Raw genomic sequence first — 22,047 nt, 5'->3', positions numbered from 1 at the left:
AAATTATTTTGCAACTTGATGCAACCCAACGCAATTGGTTGTGTCTTTAGTGCAGATAGAATGAAGGGAGGGCAAAAATTAAGATGAAATAAGGCGTAAGGTCGACAAACAGAGAAAATAGAACGATAAACAAGGCGATTTTGGAAAAAGGCACTTTTCAGGATGTTAACGCAAAGGTCGTGCAGCGCTGCAGGGAAGGGGACAACCGTGCCCAGTACGAGCTGTACAAGTTATACTCCAAAGCCATGTTTAACGTGAGCATGCGCATCACCAACGATTATGCCGAGTCCGAGGACGTGTTGCAGGAAGCCTTTATCAGCGCCTTCAAAAACCTTCATTCTTACAAAGCAGAAGCTTCATTCGGGAGCTGGCTAAAGCGGATCGTGATCAATGCCTCGGTAAACGCCGTGCGCAAGCGCCGCTCGGAACTGGTGCCACTCGAGGACCGCATTGCCGGGGACATACCCGACGAGGAGTACGACGACGATGCAGAGTGGCAGGTAGAGCAGGTTCGACGCGCTATACAGCGCCTGCCCGACGGTTACAGGGTGGTGCTCAGCCTATACCTGTTGGAGGGACTTGACCATGCCGAAATAGGAGATGTGCTGGGTATAAGCGAGTCTACCTCGAAATCGCAGTACAGCAGGGCCCGCAAAAAGCTCCTGGAAATTATGAAAGACACACATTCCATGGCCTAGCCGTGGTTGACTATAAAGAGAAGAGAGATGAAAGATAGATTAAAGGAATTTGTGAACGAGAACCGGGAGGACTTCGACATGTTCGAGCCCAGACCGGAACTGTGGCAGGAGATCTGTACTGAGCTAAAAGTGCAGAAGGCGCTGGAGGAGAAGCCTCGCAAGGAAGCGAAGGTGATCAGCATTAACTTTGGGGAGCGCCTCAACTTCACCGCCGATTTCATGTTCATGCGCGTAGCCGCCACCATTGTGCTTTTGCTGGCCTGTGGCATTACGCTCTGGATGGTGAAGCAGAACGCCCCGACACCCACAAATTCCCTGGCCGTTGCCACCGAAACTGCTGGGCAGCCATCCGTCTACCAGGTAGCACCGGAGCTTGCCGAAGTAGAGGTCTACTATACCAGCCAGATCAACAGTAAGCGTGAAGAGCTGAGCGAATACGACCTGAAAGTGCTTGGCCTGGACGAAACCCGGCAAATTGACAACGAACTGGCCCGCCTCGACAGCAGCTATACCCGACTCAAGAATCAATTACAAACTACGCCGAACACCGACCAGGTGATGGCGGCCATGATCCAGAACCTGCAGATCCGGATCGAAGTGCTGAACCATCAGTTGGAGGTGCTCAAGAAAATAGAAGCTATAAAAGAACAGGATACTACTGAACCAAAGAACAATGAAACTACCACTATTTAAATCATTGCGCTACCACATAGCCACGCTTTTGGTAATACTACCTGCCCTGGCCACGGCGCAGCCTTATGCACCAGAGCCTTGCCCAAGCCAAACGCCGCCTGCGCCACCCACCCTTAATGCGCAGCAGACACTGCCACCCGCACCGCCAGTTCCGCCGGTGCCCCCTGTTGTAATGCCGCCGCATCAGCCGGGCAGACAAGAGGCTGAAGTCTATACCTATAAGTCGGAGAGGCGCAAGACTTTCGATAAGACCTACAAGGTTAACAAGTCGGATGTACTGAGCATCGACAATAAGTTCGGCAACGTGCACGTGAACACCTGGAACCGCAACGAAATACAGGTGAAGGTTGACATCATTAGCCGGGCCAACTCTGAGCAAACAGCCCAGGAAATGCTGAATAAGATCAATGTAGTCGATAACAGAAGCGGCAATACCATTGCTGTGAAGACCGAAATGGGGTCTATGAACTCCAAGAGCGGCCATCAGAGCTTCGAGATCAACTACACAGTGAACATGCCTGCCGATAACAACCTGATGGTGAAGAACAGCTTCGGCAACGTATACCTGCCCGACATGAAAGGCAAAGTAGACCTGCATGTGCGTTACGGCGCCTTTAAAGCGGGCAATCTGGCCAATGCCTCTAACTCGATTAAAGCCTCGTTTTGCCAGAGTACTCCAAACACCATTGGCTACCTAAACAAAGGTAATGTGGATCTGGCATACTCAACCCTTAATCTGGGCAATACGAATGGCGTTAACGGCCTGGTTAAGTACAGCGATCTAAAGATTGGCAATCTATCCGAAGCCTTGGAAATGGATGTGAAGTACAGCTCCTTCAAGGTTGATAATGTGAAGAAAAACTTCAAGAACATCTCGGTAAATGGAGGGTTTACGCCTATCCAACTGCACTTTGAAGATGACTCTGCCTTCGACTTTAATGTTAATGTTCAGTACGCTGATTTTAAGGTAGACCGTAACCTGGTAAAATTCACGACGATGGAAAAAGGCCATACCTCTGCTGAGTACAAAGGCAAGTATGGAAGCGCTGCTCCCAAGGGCTCGATCAACATCACATCTAAGTACAACGATGTAAAGTTTACAAAATAACTCCCTGATTTGAAACATATTACACGTGAAGGGGTTGAATAATAGAGTTTGTTTAAGGTGAGAGAAGCCGGCCTGCGAAATAGGCCGGCTTTTCTATTATTGGCCTGCAGGATGGCGGTGCCACAGCACAATGCTGGCCAGAATGTTTTATATTTGAGTATGACAAACGACAAAGAGCTTCTCAATTCATCGAAAGCCCCGGAGCCGGTGGGGCTATACCCGCATGCCCGCCGTGTAGGCAATCTTTTGTTCCTGTCCGGCGTTGGGCCACGGGAGCGTGGTACTAAAAAGATACCAGGGGTGGAGCTGGACGAAGCTGGCAACATTACATCGTATGATATAGAAGTGCAGTGCCGCTCGGTGTTTCAGAATGTGCGCTACATATTGGAAGATGCCGGCTCGAGCTGGGCGAACCTTGTGGACGTGACCGTATACCTGACAAACATGAAGGACGACTTTGCGACCTATAACCGCATCTACGCCGAGTATTTCAAAGACAACCAGCCTTGCCGTACTACTGTGGAGATAAACAAACTGCCGACCCCCATTGCCATTGAGTTGAAGTGCATTGCTACAATTGACTAGCCGCAAACGAATTAACGATACGTGAACAACAGAGAAAACGAATTCAGACAACGGGCTGCGGCCTATGAGGAGCAAGAACAAAAAGCAGGCAGTAAATCGAAGTCAGTGTCGTGGTTGCGGGTAGTGGTATTCCTGGCGGGCGCTGTCACGGCCTGGCTCTTTTTCAGGAGCGGCAACACCAGCTCGGGCATCATCAGCATTGTCGGGTTTTACGTCCTCTTTATATTGGTCATGCGCTGGCACAGCCGCCTCGACTACAGGTATAAGCAGCTGCAGTTGCTCGGCCAGCTCAACTTGCAGGAGATCGACCGGCTGCAGGGCAAGCTCCATAAGTTTGACGACGGCATCGCCTTTAAAGACGACCAGCACCCCTATACCTCCGATCTGGACATATTTGGTCCGGACTCGCTCTTTCAGCTGATGAACCGCGCTGTCACCAGCATTGGCAAGCTGCGGCTGGCCCAGTGGTTCCGGCAGGCGGCCCCTGCTACGGAAGTGCTGCGCAGGCAGGAGGCGGCGGCTGAACTGACGCAACCCGACCAGCAGGAGTGGCTGCAGCAGGCTATCGTGAAACCGATGCATTACAAGCACCTCAACGAAAATACACAGGAATTTTTTGACTGGCTGCGCGAGCAGAGTTTGTATAAAACATACCCTTGGTTAAAGTTGCTGGTATTTGTGCTGCCCGTATTGACTTTGGCGTCCATTGCGGCCTGGTTTTATGGCTACTCCGGGTACATTGCAGTTGGTTTTCTGGCTATTCAGTATCTGCTGGGGCTTAAGTTCCAACAGCAACGCGACGATTATTACGAAAAGAGTATCGGTATGTACGAGGCCATGCAAAGCTATACAGATCAACTGCGCCATCTTGAGCCCCATACCTTCAACGCTTCGCTGTTAGAGGAGATCCGGACGAAGCTTTACAAAGGCAGCACACCCGCTTCCGTCGCCATCGGCAAAGTAGCCACTATCATCGACTATTTTTCGTGGCGGTTGAGCACGCTGATGAGCTTTTTCCTGAACACGATCCTGATGTGGGATTTTGTGTGGATCTATCGGCTGGAAGCCTGGAAAGCAGCCCACCTGGACCAAGTAGAGTCCTCGCTTGATTTATTGGCGGAATTTGAGGCGTTGGCTAGTATGGCTGCGTTTCAGTATGCGCAGCCCCATTTTGCTATACCTGAGTTGAGCGCTATACCTTTTGAGTTGGATGCTGAAAAGCTGGCGCATCCGCTAATATTTTCAGTGGAGCGCATCGCCAACGATTTTCAGATGAAAGGTGCTGGCAAGACGATTGTGGTCACAGGCTCCAATATGTCCGGCAAGACGACGTTTCTGCGCACGGTGGGCATTAACATGGTGCTGGCCTTCATGGGAGCTGCCGTATGCGCGCGCCGCCTGAAAGTAGCTCCGGCGCAGGTATACACGGCCATGCGCACTGCCGATAACCTCGCTGAGAATACTTCATCTTTCTACGCTGAGCTTAAGCGCCTCCGTATTTTGCTCAACATGACAGAAGGGGAGGAGCCGGTGTTCTACCTGCTGGACGAGATACTCAAAGGCACCAACTCCCGTGACCGCCACGCCGGGGCTATGGCCCTGATCCGGCAGCTGCACCGCCGCAACGCCTCTGGCCTTATCTCCACACACGATCTGGAGCTTGGGGCGATGGAGCAGGAACTTCCGGGCAGCGTCGAGAACTTCAGCTTCAACAGCACCATCGAGGGCGATAAAATTCTCTTCGACTATACCTTGCAAAGGGGCATCTGCCGCAGCTTCAATGCCAGTAAACTGATGCAGCTCATGGGCATTGAGATGGAACGCACCGATGCAGCCGGGTAAGAGCGTTCACCTAAGGGCCGAATTTACGTTAGCATAGCAACATATATAAACAACCAGAAATAAACCTATGAGAGTAGTAGCCGACATACCTAACCCGCACGTGAAAATTACGCTGCATTCATACAACGGCAAGTATATCCTAAAGCTGGAGAAAGCCAACCTGGAGCAGATTTATAAGATAGAGGAAACCGAAGTGATGGGAGACGAAGGCGCCAAGGCCCTGTTGGATGAAGAGTTCATCGAAGCTGTTGTGAATCGTTTTCAGGACATGCGTGATGCTTTTGTGAGTACGGTGAGACGGAATAATTAAGGTATAGACTATGGCCAATGAAAAAGGCGCTGATCTCTCAGCGCCTTTTTTAATATGGTTGCAAAGCGAATTAGCCGATAGCTACACGCTTGAACTCCGTTACTGTCAAACCTTTGCTGGTTTTCTCAAGCAGTTGAGAGATAGTCAGCGAAGAGTCTTTTACGAACTCCTGGTTCAACAGCGTGCTCTCTTTGTAGAACTTGTTCAGTTTACCTTGCGCAATCTTCTCCAGCATGTTCTCTGGCTTGCCTTCAGCACGGGCCTGCTCTTTGCCGATCTCGATCTCACGCTCGATAGTAGCAGAGTCAACACCGTCTTTGTCAAGCGCGATCGGCTTCATGGCAGCGATCTGCATCGCGATGTCTTTACCAACTTCAGTTACGTCTGTGCCGTTAGTATTGCTCATACCTACCAGTACACCTAGTTTACCGTTCGAGTGGTTGTAAGCTACCACTTTCTCAGCCTTCACAGTCTCGTAAGAAACCACGTCGATCTTCTCACCGATTTTACCCATCAGGTCTGTGATGTGGTCCTGCAGCGAGCGGCCGTCAGCCTGTGGCGTTGCCAACAGTTCTTCTTTAGAAGAAGCACCAGTAGAAACAGCAGCGTCCAGAACGGACTGCGCCAGGTTTCTGAAGTCTTCTACTTTTGATACCGGCTCAGTTTCGCAAGCAAGTGCTACTACTACGCCAGTAGCGCCGTTGTCGCTTACCTGAGTCAATACAATACCTTCAGAAGTAGCGTTGTCAGCACGCTTGCTGGCAATCTTCTGGCCTTGCTTACGCAGAATATCTTTAGCAGCTTCGAAGTCGCCGTTGGCTTCTGTAAGTGCTTTTTTGCAATCCATCATACCTGCACCAGTTTCCTGGCGAAGTCTGTTAACGTCTTGTGCTGTAATAGCCATCTTGTTATAATTAAGAATTATGAATTAATAATTAAGAGTCTTTTTAAGGGATTCTCCAGAAAAGAACAGAACGGTTGGCTGCTATTTACAGTCTTTTGTCCTTTGTCAAATTTTCCTTTGTCTCTCCTATGCCCTAAAACAAACTGAACATTGAAGCAGCAAAGCCCAATGTTCAGTTTATTTACAATGCACTATGCATTAGAGATTATTGCTCGTCAGCTTCCTGCTTGGCTTTGATGCCTTCTTCTTCAGAACGCTTACGCTCAGTCTCTTCTTTGTCTACTTTACGCTCAGACAGACCCTCTTCAATAGCCTTACCAATGATCGAAACGATCAGGGCGATAGACTTAGAGGCGTCGTCGTTTGCTGGGATTGGGAAGTCAACCGTCTCTGGGTTAGAGTTCGTATCGCAAACTGCGAATACAGGCAGGTTCAACTTCTGTGCTTCCTTCACGGCAATGTGCTCGCGCTTCACGTCAACGATGAACAGAGCAGCTGGCAGGCGAGATAGGTCGGCGATACCGCCCAATACACGCTCCAGTTTCTCACGCTCACGAGACAGCATCAGACGCTCACGCTTTGCAATAGCTGCATAAGCTGTGTTGTCTTTTACCATCTTGTCGATAGTCGACATTTTCTTAAGCGACTTGCGCACAGTGGCGAAGTTCGTCAGCATACCACCTAACCAACGGTCAGTTACATAAGGCATTTTAAGGCGCTTTGCTTCTTCAGCAACGATGTCCTGGGCCTGCTTTTTGGTAGCTACGAAAAGGATTTTGCGACCAGACTTGGCGATGTTCTTGATAGCTGAAGTAGCTTCGTCAAGGGCAACCAGCGTCTTGTTCAGGTCAATAATGTGGATTCCGTTCTTCTCCATGAAGATGTACGGAGCCATTTTCGGATCCCACTTGCGGGTAAGGTGACCGAAGTGAACACCTGCCTCAAGTAATTCTTTATAATTAGTACTTGCCATGTTGTTGATACACCTTTAATATTAACGTTTACTGAACTGGAATGAACGACGCGCTTTGCGCTTACCGAACTTCTTACGCTCCACCATACGAGGGTCTCTGGTTACGAACCCTTCTTTGCGAAGTGCAGATTTTGACTCGGCGTTTTCTACTACCAGTGCTTTTGCGATAGCAAGTCTAAGTGCTTCAGCCTGGCCGCTTACACCACCACCTTTTAGATTAGCAGTAACATCGTACTTGCCAATAGCTTCTAAGGTTTGAAACGGCTGATTCACAATAGTTTGCAGTACTTCGTCAGGGAAGTATGCCTTGATATCTTTACCGTTAATAGTGATATTCCCTTGCCCGGCCGTCATGTAGATACGAGCCACCGAGGTTTTTCTTCTACCAGATGTATTGATAACTTCCATTAATTATTAGATGTTGAGGGTTAATTCTTTAGGCTGCTGAGCTGCAAATGGATGCTCGCTTCCTGCAAAAACATGAAGATTACGGAAAAGCTCGCGACCTAGTGGGCCTTTAGGCAACATGCCACGAACCGCACGCTCAACGAGCAGCGTTGATGATTTAGCCTTCAGCTCACGTGGAGAAGTTTTCTTCTGACCACCTGGGTAACCCGTGTGTGTCAGGTAATACTTCTGGTCCCACTTGCGGCCAGTGAAGCGCGTGTCATCAGCATTGATAACGATCACGTTGTCACCGCAGTCAGCATTTGGCGTGTACGAAGGCTTGTTCTTGCCTTTCAGGATCTTGGCGATTTCAGACGCCACGCGACCCAAGCTTCCTTGCCCTGCATCAATAATCACCCAGCCTTTGTTGGCTGTCTTCTTATTGACAGTAAGGGTCTTATAACTTAAATGATCCATTTTTGGTGGTTGTAAGCGATTTATTTAACAATTAATTTTTTCTCGAGGGTTCTTGAAAAATGGTCACAAAGATAGAAAGTCTTTATTTGATATGCAATACTTGATGTAGAAATATGCTGTGACACAGAGGAATAGTGTAAAAAAGCAGGCAGCGACACAAAGCTGCGCCACTGCCTGAGAGCTAATCTATTATCTAAGTCTGTTTTCTGCCTTTTTACAAGTATAGTTATCTCACTTGACTTTTTGTTTCCTCGAAACGAGAATAATGTGATCCTAGCCGGTATAGCTTTGGATTATTGTTTATTAGTAGACTCTGATATAATAATTTTATGTTTTTCATGTCCAGGTTCTCGGGCTTCTGCTCTTCCTAATAGCTTCCTGTTGAACTCCCTTACCTTTTCTGAGTTCTTGTTTGCCTCCGTCGTTATGGAAATAACGCCATTGGCTGCTTTGTTGCCGAGTGCTTTTTGAGCGCTCTCCGCCTTTACAACGTTCATGTTGTAAATCTGCTTTGGGGTAAGTTTTTCAACTGCTTCCTTTGTAGCTTCCATACCATCTATATAATACAGCACATTCTCTGGTAGGTCTAGAACGCCTGGTGCTGGCGGAGCCGGTGGTGCCGGAAGTGCATCTGGTGCCGCTGGCGGTGGTGGCACCAGATTCTTCATTTTCTTGTTTAACTCCTGTACTTTATGAGAGTCTTTGTTCTTTTCAGTTACGATAGAGATAATACCCTTTGAGGCTTTGTTACCAAATACTTCTGCTGCGGTGTTCCCTTTGACTACATTTATACTGTGGATGGTCTTTGGGTCGAGTTTTTGTACGGCTTCACGGCTAGCTTCTACTCCGTCAATATAATATAGGGCTGCTTCTGGCATACCTACTATCAGCTCCTCTTTGTCAGGTGCTGGTGGCGCATCTGGAGCAGCTGGGGCTGGCGGTGGCGGCGGTGGCAATTTATCTTTTATCATTACAGGCGGTGGTGGCGGTAGCATACCAGGGAATTCGCCATACTTGCTTTTTGCCTTAGCCATGCTCTCCTTGTCATTCAGGTTATAGATCTCAGTTGACCCCGATCTTAGGAACAGCACTACTGCTTTCGGGCCTTTCTCTGGATGAATCTTCCAGCCAACCTTATCAATTGTTGGGTTCCTCTTTAAGAAGTTGGTGTAGTCCACAGGAAGATTGTTTCTGTCCTGATAGTAGCCAATGTCCGTCGGTGAGAAAATGCGCTCACTGTTCTGTTGCTGTACTGCGTCATCTCTTTGAGATTCAAACTCGGCTCTCGTGACAACTTGTGCTGGACCAGGGCTTGAGGGGAACTGACCATACTTCTTTTCAGCCGCCGCACGACTCTTTGTGTCGGCCATGTTGTAAATCTCTTCCGTAGACTCAAGACGCACTCTAATTTCATTTCTGGATACCCATTCTATTTTCCTCACCTGCGGGTTGCGGGCATAAAAAGCCTTGTGTTCTTCGGCTAATTTTTTAGCCCTCGCCTCCTGGTCTTGGCTATCTCTTCTGGCAACAGGCGGTGTGTTAGGTAATTCGCCGTACTTCTGCTCGGCCGCCGCCATACTTTGCTTGTCTCCAAAAGTATAGACCTCCTCAGCACCGGACTTCAGCGCTACTACTATTTTTCCATTCGATCGCCAGGAGATTTTATTTACCTCTGGGTTGCGAGCATAGAAGGCTGCATATTCATCAGTGTGGTTTGCTTCCTGTTGAGCTGTTTCCTCTGTTGGAAGTATGGCTTCCGTCAAGTTCGTGATATCATCCGGTGAGGCGCTCCTAAAAGCAACCAGCAGCACGGTGACGAGGGGAAGCACAACCAGCAGTCTGAGTCGGTTGGTCTTATTTGTGGGCATTTTGTTCATCATGGCAATTCTTCGTTTAAGTGATGGGAAATTAAACTGATTGGCAAGCTGAGGTTGTGTGGCGCCCACAACTTTCAGTAAGAGGTATTGGTATGCTACTCTATCGACGCCAGCATCTACAACATGCTGGTCGGCTATAAATTCTAGGTTTTCTTTCATGGCCTTTTTCATGAGCCATACCCCTGGGTTAAACCAGTAAAACACGGTGCTCAGCTCAGCCAGCAGCACATCCAGGGTATGCCAGCCATTCACGTGTATCTGCTCGTGCCGCAGGATCGATTCCAGTTCGGGTGACTGGTGCTGCGCGGGGTTCAGGTAAATGGTTTTCCAGAACGAGAAAGCCTCGCTTATACCTTGTACCTTGCGGAATTCAACCCCTTGGTAAGTAGCAGGCACCGAGGCGCGGTGTATTTTGTAAAGCGATACAAACTGCACCATCAGCCGCAATAGCATCAGTCCGCAGCCTATCCAGAACAGCCCGACAGGTATCAACCAGTAGTCGAATGCAGGAGCTTGCTCAGGTATAGCGGTGGACGTCCAGACAGGGATCACCACGGCATAGCTCTGCACCACAGCGAGTTCTTCGTGGCGGCTAAACAGCTCGGTGAGGTCCACCAGCGGGTATACGGCCGAGAACACAATGCCAAACAACAGGAAAAGCCGATTGAGGTGGTAAAAGGTGAGCTTGCGCAGCACCAGGTGGTAGGCCAGGTAAAAGAGCACCAGGGCCACGTTCGCTTTCAGCAGGTATAGGAGCAGGGTCGGCATATCAATCTGTCTTTTTGTTCTCGATCATATCAATAATCTCCTTCAACTCCTCGGCACTGATCTGCTTTTCCTTCGCAAAAAAAGCCACCAGCTCTTTGTAGGAGTTTTTGAAGTAGTCGCCCACAAAGCCTTTCATGAAGCGCTTTTTGTAGTCCTCTTCTCTGATGATGGGGGTATAGCGGTAGGTGTTGCCGAACTTCTCACTTAGCAAAAAGCCTTTCTTTTCCAGATTCTTCACCGTAGAGGCCAACGTGGTATAAGGTGGCTTTGGTTCTTCCAGCTTTTCCAGAAACTCCTTTATAAAACCACCATCCAGCGACCAAATCGCCTGCATGGCTTCCTCTTCTTGTTGCGTGAGCTTTTCCATAGTTCTACGATGTTTTCGTATAGTTACGAAAGTTTCGTAATAAGGTCAAGTGTTAGGGGTTGATTTTTATAAAATATTTTTTGGATCGGGTATAAATGCGTTCATGCGGCCCGCAAACGCACTTTTGCATTTCCCTAGGAAACATCTACTTTTAGGAGGCGTCTTTAGGTATAGCCAATAACAAACCGTAACCTGATATGAAAGCCATCCTAGTGAAGCAACCAGGCGGACCAGAGCAACTGGTGCTGGGCGAATACGAACAGCCACTGCCCAAACCCTACGAATTGCTGGTGCGTGTGCAGGCCACTGCGCTCAACCGTGCCGACACCTTGCAGCGACAAGGCAAATACCCACCGCCCAAAGGGGAAAGTCCGCTGCTGGGGCTCGAAATGGCCGGTGAGGTGGTGGAGGCAGGTATAAACTGTACCCGGTTCAAGAAAGGCGACAAAGTGATGGGCCTGCTGCCCGGCGGGGGCTATGCCGAGTATGCCGTGATACACGAAGAAATGGCCATGACTATACCTGATAACCTGAGCATGGAAGAAGCCGCTGCCATACCTGAGGTGTTCCTGACGGCCTGGCAGGCGATCTCCTGGCTGGGCAAGCTGCAGGCTGGGGAACGTATACTGATACACGCAGGCGCCAGTGGGGTAGGCACGGCAGGTATACAGCTGGCCCGTGCCCTCCAAGCTCAGGTGCTGGTAACGGCATCTGAAAACAAAGTAAAAGCCTGTCTGGACCTGGGCGCCCACAAAGCGATCAACTACAACGAAGTGCCTTTTGAAGATGAGGTGCTGGCCCATACCAACTCAGAGGGGGTGGACGTGATCGTGGACTTCATTGCCGGTCCCTATTTCAAGCAGAACATCGAATGCCTGCGCCTCGACGGGCGACTGGTGCTGCTGGCAAGCCTGGGAGGCGGCAAGGTAGAGGACTTCGATCTGCGCCAGATTCTGGTAAAACGCCTGCAAGTGATCGGCTCTACCCTCCGTTCCCGCACCCGCGACTACCAGATCAAACTCACGCAGGACATGGCAGCTTTTGCCATGCCGCTGTTCGAGAATGGGACCATTAAACCTGTTGTTGACTCGGTGTTCGATTGGGCCGACGCTACCGAGGCGCACGGCTACATGGAGGCCAACAAGAACATCGGGAAGATCGTGCTGCGGGTCAATTGACTTGACAAAAGACGATTTGACAAAAGACAAAGGACTTTTTCGTTGAGGCCGATTGGTAAAAGGTTGCTCGAAGGCAATTCTGCGTGCTTAATAAGGTATAGGTATAGGTATAGGTATAGGTATAGGTATAGGTATAGGCGGGCAGTTCGGTGAGCCCAAACAACAAAGGACAAAAGATGCAGGTTCGCCCAGCGTCTTTTGTCCTTTGTCACATAGTCTTTTATCAAAAAGTCTAGCTGTACTGCCGAAGTTGCTTGATGAGCACGGCCATGTCTTTCGGGTAGGGTGCCTCTATTTTGATTGGCTCCTCGTTCATCAGCCTAAAGCCAATGGTGTGCGAGTGCAGCGCAAAGCGTTTGATGAGTGGTTGCTCCTCGGTTTGCTGCTTCAGGTTAAACTTGCGCTTCAGGCTGCTCAGGTAGAGGGGCTCTCCGCCATACAATTCATCACCTACGATAGGTGCTCCCAAAAAAGCCAGGTGCACACGAATCTGGTGCAGGCGGCCCGTCACGGGCATACACTCCAGTAAGGTATGGCGACTGTAGCTTTCCAGGGTGGTAAAATAGGTCTCGGCTGGCTTGCCCTGTGGCGTGAGTTTCGCCACACCTTTGGCGCCTGCTAGGATGGAGCGGTTCACCAACCGGTCTTCGAATTTATGCACCCCCCAGGCCACGGCATGGTATACCTTGTATACCTCGCGGTGCTCAAACTGCATCGACAAATGGCGGTAGGCCTCTGGGTTCTTGGCAAACACGAGGCAGCCCGACGTGTCCTTGTCGAGGCGGTGGCAGGCCTGCAGGTTGGGGTTGTGCTGCTTGGCCAGCTTAAGCAGGTTGGTGGTGTTTGGGGTACGGTCTTCGAGGGTGGCCAGAAACGGCGGCTTATTCACCACCAAAAAGTCCTCGTTCTCGAATATGATCAGGTCTTTAAAAACCGGGTATTTCATGTTAAACAGTATCGTAAACGGGCGCAGCTATACCTTAGCTACGTAGCCTGCAAAGATACGCAAATTTGATGGGGGTATTAATTGTTGGAATTCTAAATGGTTGAATTGTTAAATGGCTAAATTTTTTAATTGTCAATTGCTGTTTGTTTTGAGGTAAAGAAGGTATAGCCTCCGCTTTTCTATTCTATTAAATACATTATCTAAAGTTAAACCCTAATTATTTTGGGATCATAACAATTAAATGAATCACCCCTTCGCCTTCAGCAGTTTGAACCGCAGGACGGTCCCTTTGTCGAGCTCGCTTTTTACAGCAATGAAGGAGCGGTGGGCTTCGATGATGTGCTTGGAAATGGCAAGGCCCAGGCCGGAGCCGCCTTTGTCGCGTGAGCGGCTTTTGTCGATGCGGTAGAAACGCTCGAAGATGCGGTTGATGTGCTCCTGCGCTATACCTGGGCCGTCGTCTTTCACGGTAATGGTGTAGCGCTTGCGGCCTTCTGTAAAGGACACCCAGATATTGCCACCAACGTGTCCGTACTTAATGGCATTGTCAACCAGGTTGATGAATACCTGGCGGATACGGTTAGGATCAGCGTGAATCATGACTTTCTCGCCAGGCTCTACATCCAGTAAGTGCAGTTTTGTCTGGCTGTTTGTTGCTTTCTGCTCCAGCTGCTCAAACACCTCCCGTACCAGTTGCGCGGCGTCAAAGTCCTGCTTTTCCATTTTTACGACCCCTTTCTCAAACTGCGAGATGCTGATCAGGTCCTGTACCAACGTGTCGAGGCCGTCGAGGCTGTTGGCTGCTTTCTGCAAAAATTTGTCGCGCACGGCGGGGTCGTCCATGGCGCCATCAAGCAAGGTGTGGATGAAGCCTTGCGCTGCGAAGATCGGGGTTTTGAGTTCGTGCGAAACGTCGGCCAGGAACTCGCGTCGCATCACTTGCAGGTGTCTGAGCTCGTCAATCTCCTGCTGCTTTCGTTCGGCTATCTGGAAAATATCGTCTTTTATCTTTCGGAGTGGGTCGGCCGTGAACAAAGAGCGTCCCTCTGCTTTGCGGTACTCCTGTTTCTTTATTTTCTCCAGGCTGGAGTACACGTTCTTGATCTCGCGGAACACGAGCGCCTCATAAGAAAAATAGATCAGGAGGAAGCAGCAGATAAACACCAGTACAAGCGCCGCCATTAATCCCTGTGAGGAAAAGTAACTGGCTAAAGCCAAAAAGGCAGTGAGCACAAGGGCCACTGCCAGCGATAGCAAAAGCGCAAGCGTACGGGAGTTAAGGTTCATTTCTTAATCGGTGTTAAACTTATAGCCAACCCCCTTGATTGTCCTGATCTGGTTTTCGCCTACCTTCTCGCGTACTTTCCGGATGTGCACATCCACGGTACGGGCAATGACATAAACATCACTCCCCCACACGTTGTTGAGCAGCTCTTCGCGCGTAAATACCTTGTTCGGGGTGGCGGCCAGGAAAGCCAGCAGTTCAAACTCCTTCTTTGGCAGCGTAATCCGTTCTTCACCTTTGTACACGGCAAAGCTGGTGCGGTCAATCCGCAATCCGCCGATCTCTATTACTTGCTCCTGCTCCTCTTGCTGCGCATCGCGGCGCGCGTAGGCTGCCAATCGGCTAAGCAGGGCACGTGGCTTAATGGGCTTGGTTATAAAATCGTCGGCGCCGGCATCGAAAGCGGCTACTTCGGAGAACTCCTCCGATCGGGCAGTCAGGAAGATGATGTGTGTATGGCGGAAATCCTGCTCTTCGCGCAGCTGGCGGCAGGCGGCTATACCATCCATTACCGGCATCATCACGTCCATCAGGATCACGTTTGGTTTAAAGGTATGCGCGACCTCTATTGCCTTTTTGCCGTTTTCGGCCTGCGCTACTTCGTAGCCCTCGCGGATCAGGTTGTACTGGAGCAGCTCCACAATATCCGGATCGTCATCAACTACCAGTATTTTATATTGGGCTTGGTTCGGTGTCTGCACGTCTTTTTGATTAGGTTTTCCTGCCCGCTACGAGCAAGCAGGTATAACTATTGCCGGAAGTCGTTTCATGGCTTCCATTTCAAGACAAAGATATCATTTCGGAAGGTATAGAAGGAGCGGGAAGCCAAATCATAATATTTTCTTAACATTCGTTTTTGGGCAATGAAAAAGCCAGCTGTAAAGGCTGGCTTTTCTGTTTATTTCTGTGCCACAAGGGCTGGTTTATGCTTCAGATTCTTGTGCTCATATAAGTCCACTTTCACGGCTCCCACAAACATGTTGGCTGATATCAGTACAGGTATTTTGTTTTTGTCATCTGACAGGTATACCGTAATCGCGTCTTCTCCCTTGAAGAGTTTGTTCTTTGGCATACGGGGCACCAATTTAATCGCTCTGAACGAGCCGGCCTTGGTTTCAATTGTTTCGCGGCCCTGGTAGGTCACCACCATGTCAAATGTCTCTTCATCAAAGAAACCCTTGATCGTGAACTTATCGCCCGGCTTGTAGCGGTCGTAGTCCAGGGTGCGCAGATAGTAAAAACCGCTCACGATGTCCTGGGCGCCGGATGGGATCTTATGGCTGCTTTGTCTTTTATCCCGGTTCTTTCTTTTTGACTCCACCTGCGCGGTGTTGGTGAAATGGTTAAAGTCCACTGTTTCGCGCTTGCGGTAGCTGCCCTCCTCAATGTTGCGGAAAGAGCGCTGCGGCAAGATGGCAGCAGTGTCGATGTACGACTGCCAGGTATCACGGATTCTGATAAAGAGGTCGAACGAATTGCTGGTCTTGCCATACACGGTCGCTTTGTAGGTTGGCCTGTCGTTAATGCGATGCAGGTTTGGTGCGATGTCAATGACTGCTTCGGCCGCTGTAATGGGGCCATAGTGTACTTTATACTTTAGCAGCTCGCCCGCGCTAAAGCTTTCGTTCGGTATAGTGCGAAGCGACTCTTTGGCTGCAAAGCCAGAGAGCACCACGATTAGCAAAAGAAAAACTGGTAATATCCTTTTCATACGTTGTAAGGTAAGGCTTGTATCGTTTTCAATGTATATCCAACTATTATACCAAAACAGGCCCTTGCACTAAGGTAATATCTTATCTTCACACTACCAACAACATAAAACGCAAAAAGGTGCTATGTAGCATAGCACCTTTTTGATTACTTGTTTGATGAGAATAATGTTCACTCCTCACCGCTGGCATCTTCCAGAGCGGCAGCCACCTTTTCTGGCTCGCCTTTCACAATCGCTCTGATCTTGGCTTCGATCTCTTCCTGCAGTTCCGGATTGTCAAGCAGGATCTGCTTCACGCCGTCGCGGCCCTGACCCAGCTTGTCGCCGTTGTAAGAGAACCACGAACCGGATTTCTGCACCACGCCGAGCTCAACGCCCAGGTCCAGAATCTCGCCTACTTTAGAAATGCCTTCGCCATACATGATGTCGAACTCCACTACTTTGAACGGAGGCGCTACTTTGTTCTTCACCACCTTCACACGGGTACGGTTACCTGTAATGTTGTCGGCAGATTCTTTGATCTGGCCGATACGGCGGATATCGAGACGCACAGAGGCGTAGAACTTAAGGGCGTTACCACCTGTAGTAGTTTCCGGGTTACCGAACATCACACCGATCTTCTCACGAAGCTGGTTGATGAAGATACAGCAGCAGCCGGTTTTGTTGATCGTACCGGTCAGCTTACGCAGGGCCTGCGACATCAAACGAGCCTGAAGGCCCATTTTACTGTCACCCATGTCGCCTTCCAGTTCGCCTTTCGGTACCAGGGCAGCCACAGAGTCAATTACGATGATGTCGATCGCGCCGGAGCGGATCAGGTGATCGGCGATCTCCAATGCCTGCTCACCGTTGTCAGGCTGCGAGATCAGGAGGTTTTCTGTATCGATTCCGAGTTTCTCGGCATATACCTTGTCAAATGCGTGCTCTGCGTCGATAAAGGCGGCCAGGCCACCATTGCGCTGTGCCTCGGCAATAGCATGCATAGTAAGCGTAGTTTTACCAGACGATTCAGGACCGTAGATCTCAATGACACGGCCACGCGGCAAACCGCCAATTCCTAAAGCAATGTCAAGTCCTAGCGAGCCGGTTGAGATAGCCGGAATGTCTTCCACCTTGTTATCGCTCAACTTCATTACAGTACCTTTGCCGTAAGTCTTGTCAAGCTTGTCAATGGTCAGCTGCAGGGCTTTTAGTTTTTCGTTGCTTACGCTCATGTGTGTTTAATTAAATAGCTTTATATTGATGTGAAATTACGACGTTCAAAATCAATTTGCAAAAAAAGTAGCAGGTATTTTGCTAAATATTTTAGTTGATCAGGGCCGTCTTGTTACAACATATACGAATGCACTTTTGTGCCATCTTACGCAATTATTTATGATCTATTTCAGGCTTTTATTTTGTGTGTTTGCGGTGCTATACAGCTCTTTAGCTCATGGCCAACTGAACAACAACGCACTGAAGCAGGCTATACCTGTTAAGTCTGAAAATGCTAACCAGATTAGAATTGGACTGCACGCCTTTGGCTTCTCCAAAAACAACGAGTACTTCAACAAGATAGCTGATGGCTATACGCTGTTCGGCTACCATCTGATGCCGCGCGTGAGCTATTATCCGTCTGCTGCTGTGCGAATAGATGCAGGAGCCTTTCTTTGGAAAGACTTCGGCAGTTCTGGCTACCAGGACTTTCAGCCTACCTTCACGGTAAAGTGGCAGCAGGAGAATTGGGCTTTTGTGTTCGGTACATTAGAAGGCAATGTCAGCCACGGGTATGTAGAGCCGCTCTATGATTTTGAGCGGGTAATCAACGACCGGCTTGAAAACGGATTGCAGTTTTTGCTGAACACGCACCGCGTTAAGTTGGATGCCTGGATTGACTGGAGCAAAATGATCTACCCGGCTGACCCGGTGCGCGAGGAGGTGGCAGGCGGAATCAGCTCCGCTTTGCACTTGCTTAACAAGCCCGGAGCCATGGCAGGCGATACGTTACGGCTGGCTATACCTGTGCAGTTCACGGCGCAGCACAAAGGCGGACAGATCGACAGTTCGCCCTTGCCTTTGCTTACCGTTTTTAATGCCGCCGTGGGGTTTGAGTTAGAGCGGCAGCTGCCACACCGTATTCTGCACCGGCTCTATACCAAAAACTACCTGTTAGGTTTTAACGACTTTTCTAACACCTTTCAACTTCCCTTCACCAAAGGCGCCGCCGTATACCTGAACGCAGGTATAGACACCAAGTACCAGGACGTGATGCTGAGTTACTGGCGAGGCGACGGGTATATTACGGAACTGGGCGGTAAGCTCTTTCAGTCGGCCTCCACGACTTATAAAGACCCTGACTTTATACAGGAAGACCGTCACCTGCTGATCCTGCGATTGATGAAAGACATAGAGATCGTAGATGACGTGAACCTGACGCTTCGCCTGGAGCCCGTGGTAGACCTCGACAACCCCAAACTGGAGTTTTCAAACGCCATCTACCTGACCTTCGATACGGATTTTTTTGTTGCCAGGCCCCGCAAATAGCACAGGTTACACGGCTGCCTGTGAGTCGCGCTCTTTGAGTTGGTTCGTTTTTTCGTAATCGTCGCGGGTCATGCCATAGTAGCTCAGGTCGAGCAGTTCCTCCGAATCAGCCCCTTTGAAGTCGCTGCGCAGTACGCCCTCTTTTACAAAGCCACAGCTCTCGGCCAACTGAGCGCATGCATTATTGTAGTGGGTGCAGCGCAGGTATACCTTGTTAAGCTTCATGTCTTCGAAGGCAAAATGCAGTACCGCCTTGAAAGCCTCCTCTGCCAGGTTCAGCATCTCAGACCAGCTGGAGAAGTATAGTGCGGCCTCTGCCTTTGGTATGGACCTGTCGATGTTTTTAAGCGTGATATCGCCGATATAGGTATTGCTTTCCCGGAGCCATACGCCAAAGTCAAACTGCTTGCGGTTGTCCCAGTCGGTGCGCATTTGGGCCAACTGTATACGTGCATCTTCCAAAACACGCACACGCGCCACTCTTCCGGTAAAGGCAGGGCTCAGGGCAGAAGTATCCTCGTGTATCAGCTGCATAAATTCCTGCTCATCTCCCTCTGCGTAGGGCCTGAGTACAAGGTGCTCGGTCTCCAGTTGTTCATCAAACTCCTCTGGCAAGGTGTTGTATAAGTAGCTCATCGGTGTATTCTTGTTTTAATGGAACAGCCAGGTCATTGCCATTGCCTTAGTTGTATTGTCTGTCATACGCTGATTAGCCGAAAATGTGGAAATAATCTTTATAACCCGGTTTCGCGCTAACCGGCTAGCTGTTGCTATCGTTACAACTTTATGCAGTACGTATGCTTTTTACATTAAACAATCAGCTATGAAAAAGAGACTAGAAGGCAAAGTAGCTATCGTAACAGGCGGTGGCACAGGTATAGGAGAGGCTATATGCAAAAAATTTGCACAGGAAGGGGCACGTGTGGTGGTCGCAGGCTTCCCCGAGGATCCGGTGGAAGAAGTGGTGAAGGAAATACAGCAGGAGGGAGGTGAAGCACTGGCTTACACTGGCGACATTTCCACGGAAGCCAACGCAAAGGAATGCGTGCAACAGGCCGTGAAAGAATATGGACAGCTCGACATCCTGATCAATAACGCCGGTGTGTTTCCGGAGGTGAACCTGCTGCAAGACTACACCGAGGAGGCACTGGATTACATGATCAAGAACAACATTAAGTCGGCTTTTGCTATGAGCAAGGCCGCCCTGCCCGAACTACACAAAACAAAAGGCAACATTGTGTCGGCTGGGTCGGAGGCCGGTGTGATCGGTATAGCGCAGAATACGCCTTATGGTGGTACCAAAGGGTTTATTCATGCCTTTATGAAAGGCCTGGCCGTTGAGCAGGCGCAGTTTGGCGTACGGGTCAATATAGTAGGGCCGGGGCCAATTGACACCGCCTGGACCCACGCAAGCACCGGCCCGATGGATGGCAAGATGGTGAAGACTATGAAGGCAGCCACACCCATGGGCCGCAGAGGGAGCCCGGAAGAGGTGGCAAACGTGTACTGCTTCCTGGCCTCAGACGAAGCCTCTTATGTAACGGGTGCACTTTATATGGTAGATGGCGGTATTACGGTAGCTAAGGGGCCCGTAGGAGAAGAGGCCGACTCGAGTATGAAGAAAGAACCGAAAGGCGAGCTGGACCTGGAGCATTCCAAAGAGGGGCATACCACTATCCGGAACAAGTAAGCATTCTCAGGTATAAACGAGCAGCGCCCGCAGGTATAAGACTGCGGGCGCTGCTCGTTTACTAGGTATAGCCTTTGGCTATTGATTCAGTAGGAAAGGGTATTTGAAGTGTTTCGGGCTGTTAAGCTGCTGCTGGCGCATCATCACCTGCAGGGTATGAGCCGTTTCATTGAAATACTCCAGCCTGCGTATCAGCATTTCTTTTTGCAGCACCACGCCACCTGCTGTTTTCATGTAAGCGCGCTTGTCTTCCATCACGCGTTGCAGGGTATCCATCACCGTGTTCTCATTCTGCTCAAACCAACGGGTGAAATCCTCCAGGCGGGCAGCCCCCGCAGTCTCAGATTTAAACTCAAGACCGTGCAGGCGCAGAATGTCAGCAAGCAGGTCAACTTCCAGCGGTAAGGATACATTATAGGGCATGGAGCGAACCTCGAGTTTGCTGTTCAGGGCTCCAATAATTGTGGCCAGGTTTTCTTTAAAGCGAACGTATAGCGCTGCCGCCTCCATAAGTTTCAGGGTAATGTGTCAAAAAAATCAGTACAGCCGCAAAATTACACCAATAAGCGTAGATTGCTAAATTGTTTGGTGAATTGTTGATTGCTGATTGTTAATTGTTGCCTCTTGGATGGTTAAATTGTTCAATTGCTGAATTGTTAGCACGCTATGTGTGCGAAGAATGGAAGATATAGTTCTGACTTTAGTCTGTAGCTATACCTGCGTAATTTCTAAACAATTAACAATCAGCAATCAACAATTAAAGCAACTCCTGAATCAACTGCTCTACCGTTATACCTTCTGCCTCGGCTTTGAAGTTGCGCACAATGCGGTGACGCAGAATTGGTAAAGCGACTGCCTGCACATCTTCAATATCAGGTGAGTACTTGCCATTGAGCAAGGCGTTGCATTTCGCCCCGATGATCAGGTGCTGGGAGGCACGTGGACCCGCACCCCACTCCAGGTATTGACTGGCCCGCTCAGATCCCATCGCTGTGTTCGGGCGGGTCTTGTGCACCAGTTTTACGGCATATTCTACTACATTGTCTACCACCGGTACGCGGCGCACCAGTTGCTGAAACGCCATGATGTCATCGGCGTGCAGGATCTTGTCGAGCGCCACACGGGCGGCGCCGGTGGTGTTCTTCACAATCTGCAGCTCTGATTCGTAGCTTGGGTAGCCTAAGGTAATGTTGAACATGAAGCGGTCGAGCTGGGCCTCAGGCAGCGGGTAGGTGCCTTCCTGCTCAATCGGGTTTTGGGTGGCGAGTACGAAGAAAGGGCGCGGCAACTCGTAGCGCTTGCCGGCAACTGTCACGGCATACTCCTGCATGGCTTCCAGCAGCGCTGCTTGGGTTTTGGGAGGTGTACGGTTTATCTCATCCGCCAGAATGATGTTGGCGAAGATAGGACCGGTCACAAAATTGAAATTGCGGTCCTTATCCAGCGTCTCAGCTCCTACAATATCGCTCGGCATCAAATCCGGGGTGAACTGCACGCGGCTAAATGACATATCCAGCGAAGAGGCGATGGTCTGAATCAGCAGGGTTTTAGCAAGCCCCGGAACACCTACTAAGAGGCAGTGCCCCTGACAAAAAACGGCTGTGAGCACCAGTCGCACGACCTCCTCCTGTCCTACAATAACCTTGGATATTTCGGAAGTGAGGTCCTGATAGGCGCGGTGCAAAGCATCGGCTGCTTCTTTGTCAGAGGTATACTGCTTCATTT

Annotated in this window: 23 protein-coding genes; 9 read left to right on the top strand and 14 right to left on the bottom strand. The window is 49.8% G+C overall.

The window, feature by feature from the left end:
- Positions 1–140 precede the first annotated feature (140 nt).
- The 6 genes from BD749_RS08945 (at position 141) to BD749_RS08920 (ending at position 5,236) form a co-directional block, all read left to right on the top strand.
- Positions 141–698 carry an RNA polymerase sigma factor gene (locus BD749_RS08945; RefSeq protein WP_101444048.1) on the top strand — a complete coding sequence of 186 codons (558 nt, stop codon included), beginning with the start codon at positions 141–143 and terminating at the stop codon, positions 696–698.
- Positions 699–725: 27 nt separating this feature from the next.
- Positions 726–1,391: a hypothetical protein gene (locus tag BD749_RS08940; RefSeq protein WP_101444047.1), complete on the top strand. Its 666-nt coding sequence runs from the start codon at positions 726–728 to the stop codon at positions 1,389–1,391.
- Positions 1,372–2,499, top strand: a complete 1,128-nt coding sequence (locus tag BD749_RS08935) for a hypothetical protein (protein WP_245868960.1) — start codon at positions 1,372–1,374, stop codon at positions 2,497–2,499. Before BD749_RS08940 ends, BD749_RS08935 begins: the two co-directional genes overlap by 20 nt.
- Positions 2,500–2,658: 159 nt before the next feature.
- Positions 2,659–3,084, top strand: coding sequence for a RidA family protein (locus BD749_RS08930; protein WP_101444046.1), 426 nt, complete (start codon positions 2,659–2,661; stop codon positions 3,082–3,084).
- A 21-nt stretch (positions 3,085–3,105) separates the two neighbouring features.
- Positions 3,106–4,926, top strand: coding sequence for a MutS-related protein (locus BD749_RS08925; protein WP_101444045.1), 1,821 nt, complete (start codon positions 3,106–3,108; stop codon positions 4,924–4,926).
- A gap of 67 nt (positions 4,927–4,993) precedes the next feature.
- The gene (locus BD749_RS08920; RefSeq protein ID WP_101444044.1) at positions 4,994–5,236 is read left to right on the top strand and encodes a hypothetical protein; all 243 of its coding nucleotides are present in this window, start codon (positions 4,994–4,996) and stop codon (positions 5,234–5,236) included.
- Positions 5,237–5,306: 70 nt separating this feature from the next.
- Here BD749_RS08920 and tsf read toward each other — a convergent pair whose 3' ends face one another.
- The 6 genes from tsf to BD749_RS08890 form a co-directional block, all read right to left on the bottom strand.
- Complete coding sequence (tsf, locus tag BD749_RS08915) at positions 5,307–6,140, bottom strand: translation elongation factor Ts (RefSeq protein ID WP_101444043.1); 834 nt, start codon at positions 6,138–6,140, stop codon at positions 5,307–5,309.
- 205 nt (positions 6,141–6,345) lie between these two features.
- Positions 6,346–7,113: a 30S ribosomal protein S2 gene (gene rpsB, locus BD749_RS08910; RefSeq protein ID WP_101444042.1), complete on the bottom strand. Its 768-nt coding sequence runs from the start codon at positions 7,111–7,113 to the stop codon at positions 6,346–6,348.
- 21 nt (positions 7,114–7,134) lie between these two features.
- Positions 7,135–7,521 (bottom strand): 30S ribosomal protein S9, encoded by a 387-nt coding sequence (gene rpsI, locus BD749_RS08905; protein WP_101444041.1) that lies wholly within the window; start codon positions 7,519–7,521, stop codon positions 7,135–7,137.
- Positions 7,522–7,527: 6 nt separating this feature from the next.
- A complete protein-coding gene (gene rplM / locus BD749_RS08900) occupies positions 7,528–7,977 on the bottom strand; it encodes a 50S ribosomal protein L13 (protein WP_101444040.1) in 450 nt (149 codons plus the stop codon).
- A 293-nt stretch (positions 7,978–8,270) separates the two neighbouring features.
- On the bottom strand, positions 8,271–10,622 hold the full coding sequence (locus tag BD749_RS08895) for a M56 family metallopeptidase (RefSeq protein WP_101444039.1): 2,352 nt from the start codon (positions 10,620–10,622) through the stop codon (positions 8,271–8,273).
- A gap of 1 nt (position 10,623) precedes the next feature.
- Positions 10,624–10,989, bottom strand: a complete 366-nt coding sequence (locus BD749_RS08890) for a BlaI/MecI/CopY family transcriptional regulator (RefSeq protein WP_101444038.1) — start codon at positions 10,987–10,989, stop codon at positions 10,624–10,626.
- 197 nt (positions 10,990–11,186) lie between these two features.
- Between BD749_RS08890 and BD749_RS08885 the strand changes: the two genes are divergently transcribed.
- A complete protein-coding gene (locus BD749_RS08885) occupies positions 11,187–12,167 on the top strand; it encodes an NAD(P)H-quinone oxidoreductase (RefSeq protein WP_101444037.1) in 981 nt (326 codons plus the stop codon).
- A gap of 232 nt (positions 12,168–12,399) precedes the next feature.
- Here BD749_RS08885 and BD749_RS08880 read toward each other — a convergent pair whose 3' ends face one another.
- The 5 genes from BD749_RS08880 to recA form a co-directional block, all read right to left on the bottom strand.
- A complete protein-coding gene (locus BD749_RS08880; RefSeq protein ID WP_101444036.1) occupies positions 12,400–13,113 on the bottom strand; it encodes an RluA family pseudouridine synthase in 714 nt (237 codons plus the stop codon).
- 246 nt (positions 13,114–13,359) lie between these two features.
- Positions 13,360–14,400, bottom strand: coding sequence for a sensor histidine kinase (locus tag BD749_RS08875; protein ID WP_101444035.1), 1,041 nt, complete (start codon positions 14,398–14,400; stop codon positions 13,360–13,362).
- Between the two features lie 3 nt (positions 14,401–14,403).
- On the bottom strand, positions 14,404–15,099 hold the full coding sequence (locus BD749_RS08870) for a response regulator transcription factor (RefSeq protein WP_101444034.1): 696 nt from the start codon (positions 15,097–15,099) through the stop codon (positions 14,404–14,406).
- 197 nt (positions 15,100–15,296) lie between these two features.
- Entirely contained in the window at positions 15,297–16,109 is an 813-nt protein-coding gene (locus BD749_RS08865; protein ID WP_101444033.1) for a DUF3108 domain-containing protein, read from the bottom strand.
- Between the two features lie 170 nt (positions 16,110–16,279).
- Positions 16,280–17,323 (bottom strand): recombinase RecA, encoded by a 1,044-nt coding sequence (gene recA / locus BD749_RS08860; RefSeq protein ID WP_101444032.1) that lies wholly within the window; start codon positions 17,321–17,323, stop codon positions 16,280–16,282.
- A gap of 160 nt (positions 17,324–17,483) precedes the next feature.
- On the opposite strand from recA, the gene BD749_RS08855 reads away from it, so the two are divergent.
- A complete protein-coding gene (locus BD749_RS08855; protein ID WP_245868957.1) occupies positions 17,484–18,632 on the top strand; it encodes a hypothetical protein in 1,149 nt (382 codons plus the stop codon).
- A 6-nt stretch (positions 18,633–18,638) separates the two neighbouring features.
- Here BD749_RS08855 and BD749_RS08850 read toward each other — a convergent pair whose 3' ends face one another.
- Positions 18,639–19,268, bottom strand: a complete 630-nt coding sequence (locus tag BD749_RS08850; protein ID WP_101444031.1) for a GNAT family N-acetyltransferase — start codon at positions 19,266–19,268, stop codon at positions 18,639–18,641.
- Positions 19,269–19,455: 187 nt separating this feature from the next.
- Here BD749_RS08850 and BD749_RS08845 point away from each other — a divergent pair, with 187 nt between their 5' ends.
- A complete protein-coding gene (locus BD749_RS08845; protein ID WP_101444030.1) occupies positions 19,456–20,322 on the top strand; it encodes an SDR family NAD(P)-dependent oxidoreductase in 867 nt (288 codons plus the stop codon).
- A 78-nt stretch (positions 20,323–20,400) separates the two neighbouring features.
- Here BD749_RS08845 and BD749_RS08840 read toward each other — a convergent pair whose 3' ends face one another.
- Positions 20,401–20,832, bottom strand: a complete 432-nt coding sequence (locus BD749_RS08840; RefSeq protein ID WP_101444029.1) for a hypothetical protein — start codon at positions 20,830–20,832, stop codon at positions 20,401–20,403.
- A gap of 247 nt (positions 20,833–21,079) precedes the next feature.
- Complete coding sequence (locus BD749_RS08835; RefSeq protein ID WP_101444028.1) at positions 21,080–22,045, bottom strand: AAA family ATPase; 966 nt, start codon at positions 22,043–22,045, stop codon at positions 21,080–21,082.
- Positions 22,046–22,047: the final 2 nt, after the last annotated feature.

Origin of the sequence: Pontibacter ramchanderi, assembly GCF_002846395.1 — a bacterium.
GTDB lineage: Bacteria > Bacteroidota > Bacteroidia > Cytophagales > Hymenobacteraceae > Pontibacter > Pontibacter ramchanderi.
This window is presented reverse-complemented; position numbering and strand designations above follow the sequence as displayed.